Raw genomic sequence first — 17,959 nt, forward strand, 5'->3', positions numbered from 1 at the left:
GCAATAAAAATCATTTTTTGTTAATTTGACATCGCTTTCTTTATCATTCAAGGTTAATAAAGAAAAGTCAGACCAACTACCGAAGGAGGGCGTTAAGCAGATGTGGAAAAAACGGATCGGGTACGAGAAAGAAGGTCGCCGAATTAACTTGCAATTTGAAGGTGGCGAAGGCTGGATCGAGATCGTCAATCCGTGGGTGATCCATGTTTTTGCGCCTTTGCATACGCAAGAACCGGAGTCGCGTGCGGTCGAGCCGAATGCTTTAGCTTTTGAAGAATGTGAGTACCGGGTCAGCGAGCGCGAAGGGCATTTGGAGATTGCGACGGAGCAGTTAACGGTTCGCGCGTACGATCATTTTTACGTAGATGTATATGACGCTTCCGGTACGCCTTTGTGTCTCGATCATCGCGGCGAACGTAATCCGTTCCAACGCCGAGGCAATACCAGTATCGCCGAAGACGAAGGGCATACCGCGATGAAAACAAGCAACAAGCATACCATTGAAGTGTTGAAGTCGATGGAAGGCGAAGAAAAGTTTTATGGATTAGGTGACAAAACAGGACCGCTGAATAAAAAAGGCTACGAATATGAAATGTGGAATACCGATGATCCATCGCCGCATGTCGAAAGCCACAAAGCTTTATACAAAAGCATTCCGTTTTTTATTACGTTAAAAGAAAGAGCGGCATACGGGCTGTTTTTCGATAATCCTTTCAAAACCTTTTTCGATCTCGGCAAAGAAAACTCCGATTATTACTATTTTGGCGCAGACGGCGGCAACTTGGATTATTACTTTATTCACGGCCCCAGCGTCAAAGACGTCGTGATTCGCTATACCGCGTTGACCGGACGGACTCCGCTTCCGCAACTGTGGACGCTTGGCGCGCATCAATCCAGATGGTCGTATGCACCGGAATCCAGAGTGCTGGAAATCGCCGAAAAGTTCCGCGAACACGATCTTCCGCTAGACGCGATCCATTTGGATATTGATTATATGGACGGATACCGTGTGTTTACGTGGGACAACGAACGTTTCCCTGATCCCGTGGCATTATCGGCAAGATTGCAAGACATGGGCATCAGACTCATTACGATCATCGACCCAGGTGTGAAAAAAGATCAAGGCTACGCGGTTTACGACGAAGGGTTGGAAAAAGGATACTTTGCTACAGACACAGACGGCATTACTTACGTGAATAAAGTCTGGCCGGGCGACTCGGTCTATCCGGATTTTTCAGATGAGCCGGTTCGCAAATGGTGGGCAAGTCTTCAGAAGACTATGCTGGACACAGGCGTTGCGGGAATATGGAACGATATGAACGAACCTGCGAGTTTTAACGGGCCGTTACCGGACGATGTACAATTCAAAAACGACGGGCGACCTACCGATCATCGCGAAATTCATAATGTATACGGGCATCTGATGTCCAAAGCGACATTTGACGGATTGCTCCAAACGACAGGTAAAAGACCGTTCGTGATTACCCGAGCCGTTTATGCCGGAACGCAAAAATATTCGACGGTGTGGACAGGGGATAATCAAAGTTTCTGGGAGCATTTGCGCATGTCGATCCCGCAGCTTACCAATCTGGGTTTGAGCGGATTTGCTTTTAGCGGATGCGACGTCGGCGGTTTCTCGCATGACGCAACGCCGGAACTTTTGGTACGTTGGGTGCAAGTGGGGGCATTCAGCCCTTTATTCCGTAACCATACGGCAATCGGGACACGCGATCAGGAACCGTGGGCATACGACGAAGACACTTTAAATGCGTATCGCCAAGCGATGAAGCTGCGTTACCGAATTTTGCCGTATTTATACGATCTCATGCGCGAAGCGGAACAAACCGGGCTTGCGCCGATGCGTCCGCTTGTACTCGAATATCCAGAAGATTCTGCCGTACACGAATTAGACGATCAATTTTTATTCGGCAGCCAGCTGCTTGTCGCTCCTATTGTGGAGCAAGGTAAGCGTAATCGCGCGGTTTATTTGCCGGAAGGTACATGGATCGACGACCGTACGGGAGAAAAGATCGAAGGCGGCAAAACGATTGTAGCGGAAGCGCCTCTTGATGTCTGCCCGATTTATGTGCGTGCAGGGACACTGCTTCCGGCTTATCCAGATCGTCGTTATGTCGGTGAGCGTAAGATCGAAGAGTTGTTATTGTACGTTTATCCGGGTGACGGCGAATACACGCATTTCGAAGACGATGGAGAAAGCTACGATTACCGAGACGGTGGCTATAACGAATACAAATTCTCGCAACAACATCAGAATGGACAATTGAAGGTTAAGCTTGAACATGTCCATGCTGGATATAACGAAGGGTATACGCATATTCGAACTGTGGTACATGGATTTACCGCTAAATCAGCTACATTAGACGGACAACCGATCGAATTCGAATCCGAAGAAGGCAATACGGCGATTGTTGTGCCGGCAAGCGGTGGAGAATTGATTTTGACGCTGTAAAGCTTCTTTATAAGGGTTCACGTTTTGTTCCTTCGGCGTTAACCTATATAATAGAAGAAAGACCTGATCGAAAGCCGAAGTTTTCGGTAATGATCCACGACTACGATTAAATGAACCTGATGGAGGAACACAATGAAAACGATCAAAGAATTTATTGAAGGCGACGATATTACCGGGTTTTACCTGTTGAAGTCTGCGGATTTAAAACAAACCAATTCGACGCCGCCAAAAGACTACTTCGACTTGGTATTGGCAGACGCGAGCGGTGAGATTCCAGCGAAAATGTGGGATGTCAGCACGACTGATAAAGAAACCTTTTTCGCACCGATGCTCGTTAAAGTACGCGGAATCGTGCAAAAATATAGAGATAAGCCGCAATTTAAAGTGACTAAGTTACGTGCGGCCGAACCGGATGACGGGTATACGTTAACCGATTTTATCCGCTCTGCGCCTGTGCCGCCGAATGATCTAGTCTACACGATCAAAACGACCGCAGCCGGTATTTCGGATACCGATCTACGCCGGATCGTCGATTATTGCGTTGAAAAAGTCGGCGACAAATTGATGCATTATCCAGCGGCAAAAGGAATGCACCATGCTTTTTACGCAGGGCTTGCTTATCATACGGTACGCATGTTGGAGTTGGCAGAGTTTATTTGCAAACAACGTCCATTCCTGAACCGCGATATGCTGCTTGCCGGAATCATTTTGCATGATATCGCCAAAACCGAAGAGATGACTGCCGAACTAGGCGTTGTTTCTGAATACAGCTTTACAGGTAAATTGATTGGGCACTTGGCGCTATCTTCGACTTGGATCACCGAAGCCGCGATCAAACTCGGACTTGACCCAGCTTCTGAAAAAGTCGTGTTGATGCAGCATATGGTCTTGTCGCACCACAACAAAGGCGAATGGGGCAGCCCGGTACAACCGCAAACTGCCGAAGCGATCGCTTTGCATTACATCGACCAATTGGACGCTAAGCTCCAAGCTGCCGAAGATGCACTCGATATGATGCCTGATAACGAAGAATGGACCGTACCGCTTCGCGTGCTGGAAAGCAAAGCGCTATACCGTGGACCAAAAGAAAAAGAGTAATCTATTCAACGTTTAAAAGCAGCCTTTTCATCAATGATTAAATTCATTGTGAAAGACTGCTTTTTTTATTTAACGAACGAGAATTGACAAAAGAAATTAAATGTAACTATAATGGTTACGAATGATGGATATAACGTGTTGATCAAATGGTTATATTTTTAATGAATTAAAAATAAAAAGTCCATGGAGGTTATGATGATGAAAATTGCAGTAATCGGCGCGACTGGAAAAGCAGGCAATCTGATTGTCAAAGAAGCGAAAGAAAGGGGACATGAAGTTACCGCTTTTGTACGTGACGCATCCAAATTTAATGAAGTCGACGTTCAAGCGGTTCAAAAAGACGTACTCGATCTTTCGGCAGACGATGTCAAAGCTTTCGATGCAGTGGTGAACGCAATCAGTATGCCTCCAGGTCAAGAAGAAGGTCATGTCACAGCAGGTCGCAAACTGATCGAAATCTTCAAAAATGCTCCAGAAACTCGTTTGATCGTAGTCGGCGGCGCAGGCAGTCTATTCGTAGACGAAGCGCAAACGACTGCATTGATCGATACACCGGATTTCCCTGATCTATACAAGCCTACCGCTTCGAATCAAGGTCAGAACTTGAAAGACCTCAAAGCTTCCGAAGGGCTTAAGTGGACTTTCGTTAGCCCAGCCGCTTTCTTCGATGCCGAAGGCAAAAGAACCGGCAGCTACCAAGCCGCAGGCGAAGTGATGACCGTCAACGCCGCAGGCGATAGCTATATCAGCTACCCCGATTACGCGATTGCTATCGTCGACGAAATCGAACAAGCCAAACACATCAACCAACGCTTCAGCGTAGTCGGAGAAAAAGCGTAATTCAATCGTATCTACTCAATTAAGCACTCTAAACCAGCCGCTTCCCAACAAGGAAGCGGCTTTTCTCTTCCCACCACCAACCTTACGAGTAAGCCGAGCAAAAGGGAGCGGAGAGGGGGTTCAGTGGAGGAGCGTTAGCGTTCGCCTTTGAACTTGGGAAAATCCAAACAAAAATTCCAATCATATTTTCCCGAGTTCAACAAGCGACCGAAACGAATCCCCTCGTAGCGCCTCCCAGCGCAAACCACAACGCAAAAAGAGCGACCCATAAAGAGTCGCCCTCATACTCAAATCCTCAAAACCTTACTTCGTCAAATCCTCAATCGAAGTCGCATCCACATAAGACGGTACAACTAGCCCAGTTTTCACGCCAGTCATGTTCGCACCAAGATCTTCGATCTTATCTTGATATTTGCTGTAATAATCAGCGTGAGTCAGTGGCAACCATGCAGCAAGACTTGCATCATTGTCGTTTTGAGCAACGCCGAGCCACATCGAACCTGCTTCAACCTGCAATCCGTTTACTTTGAATCCAAGCTTATCTTCCATGATTTGTTTCACTACATTGAAGCTTGCAATTTCCGAATCCCAAGCGACATAAGTGAAGCTAATCGGATTTCCGTCAACTGGCGTAATACCATCTGTCCATTCTTTGACGCGATCTGGATGAGCTTCGATAAAGTCGGCAGCCGCTTGTTCTTCGGATTTGCCGTCTTGAATCGCGATCATCACTTCGCCCATTTCTTCTTCCGTCCATTTGAAGTTTTTCAAGAACTGATACGCTTCAGGTTGATCGTCTTTCAGACCAAGGCGGGCAATCGTATGAATTTCTTCCGCGTCACCATACGATTTTTTTGGATCTTCCAAATATTTCAGATCGTATTTACTGAACATCCAGTGAGGTGTCCAACCTGTTACGATGATCGGATCTTTTTTCTTGATCGCTTTGTCCAGGGTTGCCGTCATAGCAGCAGACGAACTTTCAATCACATTCCAGTCGCTCAGACCGTAATCGTCAATTGCTTTTTGCGTTGCTTGCATGATACCTGCGCCTGGGTCGATCCCGATAATTTCATGGCCGACTTGGTCACCAATCGGAGCGTCGGAGCCAGCAGCGTTAGAAGATGAACCTCCACCCGAAGAGCAAGCACCTAGAACTAATACGGCAGCGAGACTGGTCATTCCGAACCATTTTTTCGTGCTAAGTTTAAGTTTTTTCATTAAGCTTTTCCTCTTTTCTGTGTAGGTTTGAAAATATTTTGAGACAGGCGATCCAATACGATAGCAAGTACAACGACAGCAAGACCGGCTTCAAAACCTTGACCGATTTGCAACTGAGTAACCGCGCGATAAACTTCTACGCCAATACCTTGCGCGCCGATCATCGAAGCGATAACGACCATCGACAGCGACAGCATGACTGTCTGGTTGATCCCCGCAAGAATCGTTGGCATTGCCAATGGAAGCTGAACTTTGAACAGTTTTTGCGCACCCGTCGAACCGAAAGCATCTGCGGCTTCTACCAGTTCGCCGGAGACTTGTTTGATCCCCAAGTTGGTCAAACGAATCGTTGGCGGAATCGCGAAAATAATCGAAGCGATAACGCCTGGGACAACGCCGAGACTAAAGAACGTAACGGCAGGAAGCAAGTATACGAAAGCGGGCATCGTCTGCATAAAGTCAAGCAAAGGCGTAATAATGCTGGAAGCCGTTTTGCTTTTTGCGCACCAGATCCCGATCGGAATACCGATTACTATCGAAATCAATCCAGAGGTCAAGACGAGCGCAAGTGTACTCATCGTTGCGTCCCAATAACCAAGATTCCAGATCAATAAGAAGCCAAGTAAAGTAAACAGCGACAATTTCCATTTGCCTGCAAAATAAGCGATAACCGCAAGCAAAATCATAAATACAATCGGATGAGGGAACATAAAGACCGTCGTGAATAAATCGACAACACTTTTGATCACTGTTGCGATTCCATCGAATAATCCTTCTAGGTTGATACTCATCCAATCGACAGCTGTATCGATCCAATCCGCGATTGGAAGTTTAGGCATTTCAGCCGATATCAAGTTGTTGCTCATTGACATGACCTCCCTCATTTTCCACTTCGCCAGCCATTGCGCCTAACAAGCTGCCGCGCACGACAACTCCCAATAGACGATGATTTTCGTCGACTACCGAGATTGGAATAGGCGATGTGCTACTTTGTTCAAACATTTCGCCGATCAAGCGATCAGGCGGAGATACCGGGCAATCCGGAATCAAGATTTCTTCGATCGAAAGTTTTTCTTTTGCTGCGCGGGACGCATCTTCTGCCGTAATTGCACCAAGCAACTTTTTACTACGATCAATCACGAATAAGTTCGATACGCCGCGTTCACGCATTAATTCCAGTGCAACGCGAGGGCCGCGATCCGGTGTGATCGTTTCAGGGCGACGCATGACATGCGAAGCGGTTAAGACTTTAGACAAATCGACGTCTTCAACGAAACGTTCGACATAACCGTTAGCCGGTTGAATTAGAATTTCTTCCGGTGTGCCGATTTGTACGACTTCGCCGTCTCGCATCAGTGCAATGCGATCACCAATTCGAAGTGCTTCGTCCAAGTCGTGCGTAATAAAGATGATGGTTTTCTTCATCTTTTCTTGCAGATCAAGCAGCTCGTCTTGCATATCGCGGCGAATCAGAGGGTCAAGCGCACTGAACGCTTCGTCCATAAGCAAGACTTCTGGATCATTGGCAAGTGCACGGGCGAGACCGACACGCTGCTGCATACCGCCACTAAGTTCATCCGGCATTTTGTTTTCCCAGCCTTTAAGCCCGACCAATTCCAGCGATTGCTGTGCTTTTTCTTGACGCTTCGATTTATCGACTTTTTGAACTTCAAGCCCAAATTCGACATTTTCCGCTACCGTACGGTGTGGGAACAAGGCGAATTTTTGGAAAACCATACTGATCGTTTTGCGACGAACCTCGCGTAATTGTTCCGCGTTCATCTTCATGATGTCTTTATCATTAATTAGGATTTGCCCTGCGGTCGGCTCGATCAACCGGTTGAACATGCGGACGAGTGTAGATTTACCACTACCCGACAACCCCATGATGACGAAAATTTCGCCTTCTTCAATGTCCATGTTCACCTGGTTGACCCCGACGGTGATTTGTTTTTCTTTGGCAAGTTTTTGCTTGTTGTAGCCTTGATCTAAAAGCTTGACTCCTTGCGCAGCATTAGGTCCGAACAATTTGCTTACGTTTCGAATACTGAGTATTGGCATTTCGTTCACCCTTCCTTTGTTTGTAAAAAGATAATATTGAAAACGAACGGTATCTCACTAAAACAAATGGTGGATAAGCGTTCGAGAGCAGAGTTAACCAACCGAGCGGCGTATGCTCAACGTCATAAAGCTTAACAAAACATAAAATTCTTTTCAACCTTCATATCCGTTCATTAAGTTTGTACAGAAAAAACTGTACAAAGTTATAGTCGTAAATTCTCGAAATTCCTCCTTTATCCTCACTTTTTCAATCCTTTACAATTAACAAGCGTTCTCCTAGAATAACATTGAACCAATTTGCATCTTTGGCTGAAACTTGATTGATGCCTTCAAAAAAAGGTGAAGAAAACCTTAAGTTCGATCGTGTTTCTTCTATATATTAAAGTTGAAATTAAATGAGAAATTTTATACAAACCGATCCATGAACAACTCATAGATCCGAACTCGAATGGCAATGACATGAAGGAGGTTTCAGGCATGGGCTTGGACCAGACACAGTGGACACAAGAAGAACAAGATATCGTACAACGTATTCGCAAACGCGTCATTGAAGTCGTAGGACGCAATATGGAGCTATACGGCGTCACTTTATCCACGGGGCATCTATACGGCTTGCTGTTTTTTGCAGACAAACCGATGACGTTGGATGAAATGGGTAGCGAAATGAAAATGAGTAAAACGAGCATGAGTACCGGGGTTCGTACTTTACTGGATTTGAATATGGTGAACAAAGTTTGGGAAAAAGGTTCCCGAAAAGATTTATATGAAGTGGAATACGATTGGTATCAGACGTTCACCGATTATTTTGCGAATGAATGGAGACGGGCGGTTGAGAATAATCTCCAAGCTTTGCGTAGAGCGATAAAAGAAATCGACCGTCTGCTTGAGACATCAGAGCCAAGTGAAAGCGTAGCCGCTGTTCTAAAAAATGATTTGCAAAAAATTCGACAAGCCGAACAGTATTATCGTTGGCTTGATCGGTTGATCGATACGATGGAAGACGGCACCATTTACGACTTGGTTCCAAAAGAAACGTAAAACGAAAAATAGTCATGCTTCAATCAGCCGCCTAGTGCGGCTTTTTTTGTGGAGAACTTTATCCTACTCATGTTGTCCTTTTATTTTTGAAACAAGCAGTTAAATGAGCGCTTCTAAAAAACAGCGTTCGGGTAATACCTGATAGTGTAGGCTGATTTTGTCTCTGGCTTTATTTTTGCGTTACTTTCTTCGTCGTTGTGGACTGCTTCGCTGCATTGACAGCCCTGCTCTACGAGTTTACGCTAAAGTTAATAAATTTATGTTAGAGGTGGCTGTTTTCCTTATGCAGTATCGTCCTACCCAAGCCGTTATCGATCTAGATGCGCTTCGCATCAACTATGAGGCTTTTCGTTTGCATCTGCATCCTTCGACCCTTCTTTTGGCTTGCGTAAAAGCGAATGCTTATGGGCATGGAGCCGTAGAAGTGAGTCGTGAATTGGAACGTATGGGTGCTGATTATTTAAGTGTGGCTTTTCTTGATGAAGCTTTGGAACTACGCTTTGCCGGGATTACGCTTCCTATTTTGGTGCTCGGTTATACGCCGCCGGAAGGCTTAGCGGTCGCTCTTGAGCACAATATTACCGTGGCTTTGTTCAGCGACGAGGTGTTGGAAGCAGCAGCTTCTTTGAACCTTTCGTCTTCGGCAAATCCGCTTAAAGTTCATATCAAAGTGGATAGCGGAATGGGGCGTTTGGGTCAGATTGCCGGAAGCGACGCCGTATCTTTTGTGCAAAAAGCGCTTCAAGTCGAAACTATCGAAGTAGAAGGTCTTTTTACCCATTTTGCCAGAGCAGATGAAGTCGACAAAACCTACACATTGAGCCAATACGAAGCTTTTCAACAAGTCGTGAACACGTTGGAGCAAGACCTTATTCATATTTCGTTGATACATACCGGCAATAGTGCCGCTGCAATCGACATGCCGGGGTTGTCCCCCAAAATGGTTCGAATCGGAATTGCGTTATATGGGCTTTATCCTTCTTGTGAAGTCAATCATAAGGTTGTTCAATTACAGCCTGTACTTACGCTCAAAACTTCTGTTGTTTTTGCCAAAACGCTGCAAGAGCCGATGAGCATCAGTTACGGTTCGCTATATACCGCTGACGCAGGCGAACGTATTGTGACGCTGCCAGTTGGTTATGCGGACGGTTATTCGAGAATGCTCGGAGGTAAAGCAGAAGTGTTGATTCGCGGTCAGCGTGCTCCGGTGACGGGAACGATTTGTATGGATCAATGTATGGCGTCACTCAAAGATTTCGAAGATGCAGAAAATATTCTAGTGAACGAAGAAGTTGTTTTGCTCGGCACTCAATTCGGCGAACGCATCACAGCTGAAGAAATTGCCACCAAACTGGGAACCATCAACTACGAAGTCGTTTGTATGCTTGCCCACCGTATTCCGCGAATTTATACCCGAAAAGGAATAAATATTACGGAATCTAACCCTCTTTTAAATAGCGCTACAGCAGGGTTCACCGACTTTTCTGAAGAAATTATGAAGAAATAGGTTGTACGGTTGAACGATTGTAGTCTATAATGAGTGCAGCATAGGTGATATACGCATCGTATATACGCTTTTTCAACAGTTCCCGATAAACGACGGGTTGAACTAGGAACCGTTGACGGGGTATAAGCTCATGGGGGTGGACGAACGGTGGCGAACTTACAAAGCACGAAAAGAGTGATGATTAGCTTGCCCGATCATCTTCTTCAAGAAGTGGATGGTATCGCAGCTTTGGAAAATTCCAATCGCAGTGAACTGATTAGGCTGGCAATGAGACAGTACTTGGTCGACCGTAAAAAGCGGTATATCCGCGAGTCGATGCAACAAGGGTACATGGAGATGGCACATATCAACTTGTCGATGGCCTGTGAAGCGTTTCATGCGGAGGAAGATGCAGACATCACTCTGGTTCGCTTAGTAAGCGGGGTGTAACTATTGCTTGTAAAACGCGGTGACGTATTTTTTGCGGATCTGTCTCCTGTAGTCGGGTCCGAGCAGGGCGGGGTTCGTCCGGTTTTGATTATTCAAAACGATATCGGCAACCGCTTTAGCCCTACGGTCATCGTCGCGGCGATTACCGCCCAGATTCAAAAAGCAAAACTGCCGACTCATGTCGAGATCGATGCGAAAACGCATGGCTTCGACCGAGATTCAGTCGTTTTGCTTGAACAGATCCGAACGATCGATAAGCAGCGCTTAACCGACCGGATTACGCGTCTCGGCGAAGAGACGATGAAAAGAGTCGACGAGTCGCTTCAGATCAGTTTGAGTTTGGTCGATTTTTGACCCGTGATGTAGCGTTACGAACGTAGCGTCCCACACACGAAGTCCAAGACCTATTAGATCAAGGTCAATTGTAGAAGGAGCCTGCGCGAGACATCTTGCGTATGCGGCTCCTTTTTTGTGTGGATAAAAAGAAAAAGCCTTTAATCGCTAACTAAATTTACACTAACCTAACATTTCTTTGCTGCGGTATCGAAGTACTGTAGATTAGTCGACGAAATCAGGCCTAACGTGTAAAATAACGGCATAAAGCTTGATGATCAGCACGAAAATAAAGTCTCAAAAAGAAACAATGTGGAGTATCGACGACCGATGATTCCAATTTTATAAGCGAGGAGAGCTTGTCGATGCGTTTTAAAAATGTCTTTTCTATTATAGGACCTTCCATGGTAGGTCCTTCTAGCTCACATACAGCAGGTGCCGTACGAATCGGATTGATTGCTCGTCAATTGCTCGGCGAAGAACCGGCGAGTGTCAAAATTGCGCTGTACGGTTCGTTTGCCGATACGTATTGGGGACACGGGACCGATCTGGCTTTGGCAGGCGGTCTGCTTGGATACGACACCGACGACGCTCGCGTTGCCGAAGCTTTGGAAGAAGCGGAGCGTCGCGGAATTCAAATCACATTCGTACGCGGTGTAGGGCTGGCGCCTCATCCGAATACAGCGAAGCTGGATTTGACTGCAAAAGATGGACGCAGCGCTCAACTCATCGGAGCGTCAATTGGCGGCGGAACCGTTATGATTCATGAAATGAACGGATTTACGGTTCGCTGCAGCGGAGAGTATCCGACCATTGTCGTTCTGCACGACGACCGTCCGGGCGTCATTGCTTCACTGACAAAGATATTGGGCGAAAGCGAGACGAATATCGGGTATATGGGCGTGGACCGCAAAGGCCGAAGCGCGGAGGCGATTACTGTAATGGAACTGGATTCCGTACCCAATTCCGATTTGCTACACAAACTGCGTCAGATCGAAGAAGTCAAAGACGTGACGGTCATCGATTTGAACCGCAAGGAGGTCAAAGAACAATGAGATTTCGGACGCTCAAAGAATTGGCGACGATTAGTATAGAAGAAAATAAAACTTTAGCGAAAGTGATGATCGAAGAACAAGCGGCAGAAACAGGCGTATCGCCGGAAGACATCTTTGCGCAAATGGCGGATTACTACGAGAAAATGAAAGAAGCTGTGCGCAAAGGATTAAGTGAACAAAATGTATCGCGCAGCGGGCTAAGCGGCGGCGATGCGGTGAAAGTGCTGGATTTGGTGGAAAACGGTACGCCGTCTTCGGGCGATCCGTCTTCGCGCGCGATGGCATATGCGCTGGCAGTATCCGAAGTGAATGCGTCGATGGGACGAATTATCGCGACGCCGACAGCCGGTTCGTGCGGAATTATTCCAGGGGTATTCGTGAGTTCACAAGAACGTTTCGGCTGGAGCGACGAGCATATGGTGAACGGATTGTTTGCGGCTGGAGCGATCGGGTACGTCATTGCGAACAATTCGTTTATCTCGGGCGCTGAAGGCGGTTGCCAAGCCGAAGTCGGTTCGGCAATCGGCATGGCAGCAGGCGCTCTGGTCGAACTTCGCGGAGGCGATGCGGAAAAAGCGATGCACGCCGTAGGATTGGCGCTCAAAAACACATTGGGGCTCATTTGCGATCCGGTAGCGGGTCTGGTCGAGATTCCTTGTATCGTGCGTAACGGTCTTGGAGCAGTTAACGCGTTAGCGGCAGCGGATATGGGACTCGCCGGAGTCCGTAGCGCGATTCCTTCCGATGAAGTGGTGAGCGTTATGCTTGAAGTCGGTGCGGCAATGCCGAGCGGTCACCGCGAGACAGGGCAAGGCGGATTGGCGCAGACGCCAACCGGACGCAAATTGACCGAGAACCTGATGCGCGGTCGCAAGCCGCTTGAACCGGAATCCGAAGAACCAGTGGGTCAAAACGTCGAGTAACAAAAGCAGGGCGCATCACGGCTGCGAAAGAGCCGGTCGTTGCGCCTTTTTTGATGCCGAATAAGCAGGAGGTCGAAGATGGAGTCGCCTGATTATATATACGATTTTGCTTGTCACGAAGACGAACGCGAACTATTCGAGATGGAGCTGCGTGCTTTGCTGGATGCGGCGCCGACAGCGAGAACTATTTCGTCGCAGCGAAAAATCGATCCGTCGCGCAGCCCTTTTTTGCATGGACGTCTGACGATCGAAATAAGCAGCGATCATTTGGAAGGGTTGGCGCAGCAAGCGTCTCAGTTAGAGCTAGACGGCGAAACATTCAAATTACAATATATCCAAAGTGATCAACCGGTATCGTATGACGAATGTCGGCGTATCGAACGATTAATCGGCGCGCAAGTTCGCGGCACTGCGAAGATGAAAAATCCACAACGAATTTACGGAGTCACGTTTGCCCAAGATCAATGGATACTTGGAGACTATGTGGCGGCGAAGTCGCTTTGGCTGGCTCATCAAGATAAACCGAGACAATATTCGACGGCTCTTGGAACGCGTACAGCACGGGCGATCGCCAATATTGCGGTTCCTGATCCGACCGGAGTTCGAGCAGTCGATCCGTGTTGCGGAATCGGAACGGTGCTGATCGAAGCCAAATCGATGGGGATTTCGATCGACGGTTTCGATCTGAATCCGTTAGCGGCGATAGGCGCGAGAGAAAATTTGGCTCATTTTAACTTGTCGGGGACTGTGGTTGTAGCGGATATGCGAAAGCTTGAAGGAAATTACGATGCGCTGATCCTCGATTTGCCGTATAATCTATGTTCGGTTCTGGTATCGGATGAACGATTGGAGATGTTGCAGTCGGCGTACCGATTAGCTAGCCGCTGCGTCATTGTCGCAACCGAAGATATTGGCGCTCAGTTGGAACAAGTCGGTTTTTCAGTCATTGATCATTGTGTTGTCCGTAAAGGGAAATTTGCTCGGCATATTTGGCTCAGTCAATCCTTTTGATGATTGGGTTTGCGGAAATGAAGCTTATTCTGTCATAATAAAAATATCGTTTTCAGCAGGAATGGGAGAACAGGCAACAGCAGAAAGAGGGAGATTTTGTGTCGGATTTGGAATTGGAATTGAGTACTACATCCTCGGAAATGACGAAAACGGAACTTGAAAGTTTATTCCGTCATACCGCGGAAGCGCTGAATATTGCGTCTAAGCAAGTGAAAGCAGCGGTGTCGCTGTTAGACGAAGGGAACACGGTTCCTTTTATCGCGCGTTATCGAAAAGAAATGACCGGCGAATTGGATGAAAACCAACTCAGAGATATCGAAGACAGTGTGCAATATGCCCGCAATCTTCATGTACGTAAAAACGAAGTGCTGCGGATCATCGACGAGCAAGGTAAGTTGACCGCTGAATTGAAGTCTTCGATTTTGGAAGCTGCAAAACTTCAACAAGTCGAAGATTTGTATCGTCCGTTCCGCCAAAAGCGTAAGACACGCGCAAGCGTCGCAAAAGAAAAAGGTTTGGAGCCTTTGGCGATATGGTTGCTCAGCCAACCGGGACGGGCTGATCTGGACGCGGAATCTGCGAAATATGTCTCGGAAGACAAAGGCGTATCGACAGCCGAAGAAGCATTGCAAGGCGCTTTGGATATTGTCGCGGAGCAGCTTGCGGATGACGCGAAGATTCGGGCATGGGTACGGACTTATACGTTGGATCATGGGATTTTGGTGACGGAAGCGAAAGATAACTCTGCGGAATCGGTCTACGAAATGTATTACAACTACAGCGAACTTGCGAAAAAGATGCCTCCGCACCGTATTTTGGCAATCAATCGCGGCGAGCGGGAAAATATTCTCAAAGTAAGCTTGGAGACCGATTCGGCTCCGATCTTGCGTTATATTTCCAGACAAGTGATCAAAGGAGCTTCGCCGGTTCATCCTGTGTTGGAACGTGCGATTGAAGATGCGTACAAGCGTCTGATTGCGCCTTCGATTGAACGCGAAGTCCGCAGCGAATTGACGGAAAAAGGCGACGCGCAAGCGATCTCTATTTTTGCGGCAAATCTGCGCAGCTTGTTGCTGCAACCTCCTGTACGCGGCAAGCGCGTACTGGGCGTAGACCCGGCTTTCCGTACCGGCTGCAAATTAGCAGCGCTCGACGAACGCGGCAAGCTGCTTGAAGTGGCGGTCACGTATCCGACGCCGCCGCGCAGCCAGAAGCGCGAAGCTGCGGAGAAATTCCGCGAGCTTGTTGAGAAGTACGATCTGGAATTGATCGTCATCGGTAACGGTACGGCTTCACGTGAAACGGAGCAATTCGTTGCAGATTGGATCGGCGATTATACCGCTCGTAAATTGTCGTACCTGATCGTCAACGAAGCAGGTGCCAGTGTCTATTCGGCTTCGAAGATCGCGCAAGAAGAATTCCCGGATATGGATGCGGCTGAGCGTAGCGCGGCTTCGATTGCTCGCCGTGTGCAAGATCCGCTCGCGGAGCTAGTGAAGATCGATCCGAAAGCGATTGGCGTCGGTCAATATCAACACGACGTCTCGCAAAAACAACTGGAAGGTCAGTTGAAAGCGGTCGTGGAATCAGCAGTTAACCATGTCGGCGTCGACGTGAATACAGCTTCGCCTTCGCTTCTTTCGTATGTAGCAGGCATCAATCAGACGACCGCTCGCAATATCGTTAAATACCGCGATGAGAACGGTTCGTTCGCAAGCCGCGTTGAATTGAAAAAAGTTCCGCGTCTCGGCGCCAAAACGTTAGAACAATGTGCAGGCTTTTTGCGGATCGAAGGTTCGAATCCACTGGATCGCACACCGATTCACCCGGAATCGTACAAAGTCGTGGATCGACTGTTCAAAGAGCTTGGCGTCAAAGCCAGCGATCTCGGCAGTGCAGCCATGACTTCTACGCTGGAACAGATCGATGTAGAAGCACTAGCAGAGAAGTTGGAAGTCGGCGTTCCGACGCTGCGCGATATTATCGAAAGTCTGCAACGTCCGGGTCGTGACCCGCGTGAAGAATTGCCTGCGCCGATCTTCCGCACGGACGTATTGAAGATCGAAGATTTGAAGCCGGGGATGGAGCTTCAAGGAACCGTGCGTAACGTAATCGACTTCGGTGCGTTTGTCGATATCGGCATCAAAAGCGATGGGCTTGTGCATATTTCGCAGCTTAGCACGAAATTTGTTAAACACCCGATGGACGTGGTTGCTGTCGGCGATACCGTCACGGTATGGGTCTTGAATGCCGATCTCAAAAAAGGTCGCGTCGGTCTGACGATGCGTGGTCCTGTAGAAGGTTAACTATAAAGAAAAGCGTTACGGCATGATGTATGCCGTAACGCTTTTTTATGCTCATTTTAAAAGCACGCTAATAGTCTGGAGTCGGTAAGAGTTACGCTTTCGAATTCTCAAGCGTTCCAGTAAGCTTTGTCGCTTTTTGATGCAATTCAGGATTCGCTAAATCTTCGAAATGCAAAGTATCGTCTTCGAAAGCGAAATGCCAGTTGAAGCTAATCGGATCTTCGGCAAAACGAATCGCAATATGGATAGATCCATCCGCGCGTCGACTATTGGATGCGTAGATCGGACCTACATCCGAAGGGAAACCAGGTGTCGTTGGCGAAAGGACATTTTCATTTTTGTGCCATACTCCTGCGCCGCTAATCAAAGAGAACGGGAAAGGTTCCGATTGGTTTTGAGGTTCGGCTAGCGAAAGGTCAACCTTAATCGAACCGTCTTCATGTGCCGTCAATGATATAGATTTAAACACAAGACCTTCATCAAGATCCCCATCGTCGAGTGTGCCTTTCAACTGATACGTTTCGCCTGACCAAGCTTCGCCAGTTACAACTTCACCCGCCGGTTCCGGTGCGTACTCCAATTGAGTGAGCATTTTCGTGGCCTGTTCGCCTGTTTCGCTCAATGGTAACGGAGCAGACTGCATCGCAGGGAGCAAGTGATCCCATACCTCATTCAGCAGTTCTTTGGTACGTGAGATCGCGGACGTCAAGACAACGACAGCTTCTTGATTCGGGAGTACCAGACAGAATTGCCCGTAAGCGCCGTCAGCGCGGTATGCGTCATGTCGGCACATCCAAAATTGGTATCCGTAACCTTGTCCCCAGTCACCTTCGGGATCATCTCCGTTATCGATACGTTTCGATGACGCAAGTTCCACCCATTTTTCAGGGACCAGTTGCTGTCCGTTCCAATTTCCTTTTTGCAGATACAGCTGTCCGAATTTGGCAAGGTCTTCACTGCAAAGTTTCAATCCCCAGCCGCCTGCGGTGTATCCTTGAGGGCTTTCTTGCCAGGTTTTACGTTCAATGCCGAGCGGAGCGAAAAGTCGAGGTTCCAAGTAATCCATAACTTTTTGGCCTGTTAACGTTTGCAAAATCACGGATGCCATATAAGTCGCGCCGCTGCTGTACGAGAACACGCTGCCCGGAACATTTTCGACTTCAGCAGACAAAAACGCTTTCGCCCAATCGGCGTCTTTTTGCGAACGAGCTTTTTCGAGCGGATCTTGTTTTTGCCCCGTGCCCATCACGAGCAGATCGTGTACGGTCATTTGAAGCAAATTCGGATGTGGATTTTCGGGAAGCAGATGCGGCAGTAGATCGACGACTTTGTCTTCGACGTTCAGCAGCCCTTCTTCGATTGCAATCCCTACAGCAGTCGATGTGAAGCTTTTGCTGACCGAATACATCGCATGTCGATCTTCGGATGTGTGCGGTGCCCACCAACCTTCGGCAAGGACTTCTCCTCGGCGCAGTAGCATAAAGCTTCGCAGATCGAATTTTTCACGGTCTACCGCGCTTAGAAAATCGATGATTCCTTGCGGATTCACACCGGCTTCTTCCGGTCGGCGTCTGTTCAATTGAGTTCCAGCCATAAGTACCTCCAAAGTTGTCATTAAGATCATCTAGACGATTACGTATAGAATTAAAGCCTTTCCTTGACAGTGT

13 protein-coding genes and 1 pseudogene are annotated in these 17,959 nt (G+C 47.7%); 11 read left to right on the forward strand and 3 right to left on the reverse strand.

Annotation, left to right across the window (positions count from 1 at the left end):
- Positions 1-100: 100 nt before the first annotated feature.
- The 3 genes from NOM90_RS07640 to NOM90_RS07650 all read left to right on the forward strand — a co-directional run bounded on the left by NOM90_RS07640 (position 101) and on the right by NOM90_RS07650 (position 4,408).
- Positions 101-2,470: a glycoside hydrolase family 31 protein gene (locus NOM90_RS07640; protein ID WP_255941110.1), complete on the forward strand. Its 2,370-nt coding sequence runs from the start codon at positions 101-103 to the stop codon at positions 2,468-2,470.
- Positions 2,471-2,602: 132 nt separating this feature from the next.
- Positions 2,603-3,568: a 3'-5' exoribonuclease YhaM family protein gene (locus NOM90_RS07645; protein WP_255941112.1), complete on the forward strand. Its 966-nt coding sequence runs from the start codon at positions 2,603-2,605 to the stop codon at positions 3,566-3,568.
- A gap of 198 nt (positions 3,569-3,766) precedes the next feature.
- Positions 3,767-4,408: an NAD(P)-dependent oxidoreductase gene (locus tag NOM90_RS07650; protein ID WP_255941114.1), complete on the forward strand. Its 642-nt coding sequence runs from the start codon at positions 3,767-3,769 to the stop codon at positions 4,406-4,408.
- Positions 4,409-4,711: 303 nt separating this feature from the next.
- On the opposite strand, the pseudogene NOM90_RS19305 reads toward NOM90_RS07650, so the two are convergent.
- Positions 4,712-6,468, reverse strand: a pseudogene (locus NOM90_RS19305) (glycine betaine ABC transporter substrate-binding protein).
- Between the two features lies 1 nt (position 6,469).
- Positions 6,470-7,690, reverse strand: a complete 1,221-nt coding sequence (locus NOM90_RS07665) for a quaternary amine ABC transporter ATP-binding protein (RefSeq protein WP_255941116.1) — start codon at positions 7,688-7,690, stop codon at positions 6,470-6,472.
- A gap of 477 nt (positions 7,691-8,167) precedes the next feature.
- Between NOM90_RS07665 and NOM90_RS07670 the strand changes: the two genes are divergently transcribed.
- The 8 genes from NOM90_RS07670 to NOM90_RS07705 all read left to right on the forward strand — a co-directional run bounded on the left by NOM90_RS07670 (position 8,168) and on the right by NOM90_RS07705 (position 16,292).
- Positions 8,168-8,728, forward strand: a complete 561-nt coding sequence (locus NOM90_RS07670) for a GbsR/MarR family transcriptional regulator (protein ID WP_255941118.1) — start codon at positions 8,168-8,170, stop codon at positions 8,726-8,728.
- Between the two features lie 283 nt (positions 8,729-9,011).
- A complete protein-coding gene (gene alr / locus NOM90_RS07675; protein WP_255941120.1) occupies positions 9,012-10,235 on the forward strand; it encodes an alanine racemase in 1,224 nt (407 codons plus the stop codon).
- Between the two features lie 147 nt (positions 10,236-10,382).
- A complete protein-coding gene (locus NOM90_RS07680; RefSeq protein WP_018975910.1) occupies positions 10,383-10,664 on the forward strand; it encodes a CopG family ribbon-helix-helix protein in 282 nt (93 codons plus the stop codon).
- Between the two features lie 3 nt (positions 10,665-10,667).
- Positions 10,668-11,018 (forward strand): type II toxin-antitoxin system PemK/MazF family toxin, encoded by a 351-nt coding sequence (locus tag NOM90_RS07685; protein ID WP_255941124.1) that lies wholly within the window; start codon positions 10,668-10,670, stop codon positions 11,016-11,018.
- A 344-nt stretch (positions 11,019-11,362) separates the two neighbouring features.
- On the forward strand, positions 11,363-12,052 hold the full coding sequence (sdaAB, locus tag NOM90_RS07690) for an L-serine ammonia-lyase, iron-sulfur-dependent subunit beta (RefSeq protein ID WP_255941126.1): 690 nt from the start codon (positions 11,363-11,365) through the stop codon (positions 12,050-12,052).
- The gene (gene sdaAA / locus NOM90_RS07695; protein WP_255941128.1) at positions 12,049-12,975 is read left to right on the forward strand and encodes an L-serine ammonia-lyase, iron-sulfur-dependent, subunit alpha; all 927 of its coding nucleotides are present in this window, start codon (positions 12,049-12,051) and stop codon (positions 12,973-12,975) included. Before sdaAB ends, sdaAA begins: the two co-directional genes overlap by 4 nt.
- Before the next feature lie 78 nt (positions 12,976-13,053).
- A complete protein-coding gene (locus NOM90_RS07700) occupies positions 13,054-13,986 on the forward strand; it encodes a TRM11 family SAM-dependent methyltransferase (protein ID WP_255941130.1) in 933 nt (310 codons plus the stop codon).
- A gap of 140 nt (positions 13,987-14,126) precedes the next feature.
- Entirely contained in the window at positions 14,127-16,292 is a 2,166-nt protein-coding gene (locus tag NOM90_RS07705; RefSeq protein ID WP_255941847.1) for a Tex family protein, read from the forward strand.
- Between the two features lie 91 nt (positions 16,293-16,383).
- Here the strand turns inward: NOM90_RS07705 and NOM90_RS07710 are convergent, their stop codons facing one another.
- Complete coding sequence (locus tag NOM90_RS07710; protein ID WP_255941132.1) at positions 16,384-17,886, reverse strand: serine hydrolase domain-containing protein; 1,503 nt, start codon at positions 17,884-17,886, stop codon at positions 16,384-16,386.
- Positions 17,887-17,959: the final 73 nt, after the last annotated feature.

Origin of the sequence: Saccharibacillus sp. JS10, from assembly GCF_024436065.1 — a bacterium.
Classification (GTDB): domain Bacteria; phylum Bacillota; class Bacilli; order Paenibacillales; family Paenibacillaceae; genus Saccharibacillus.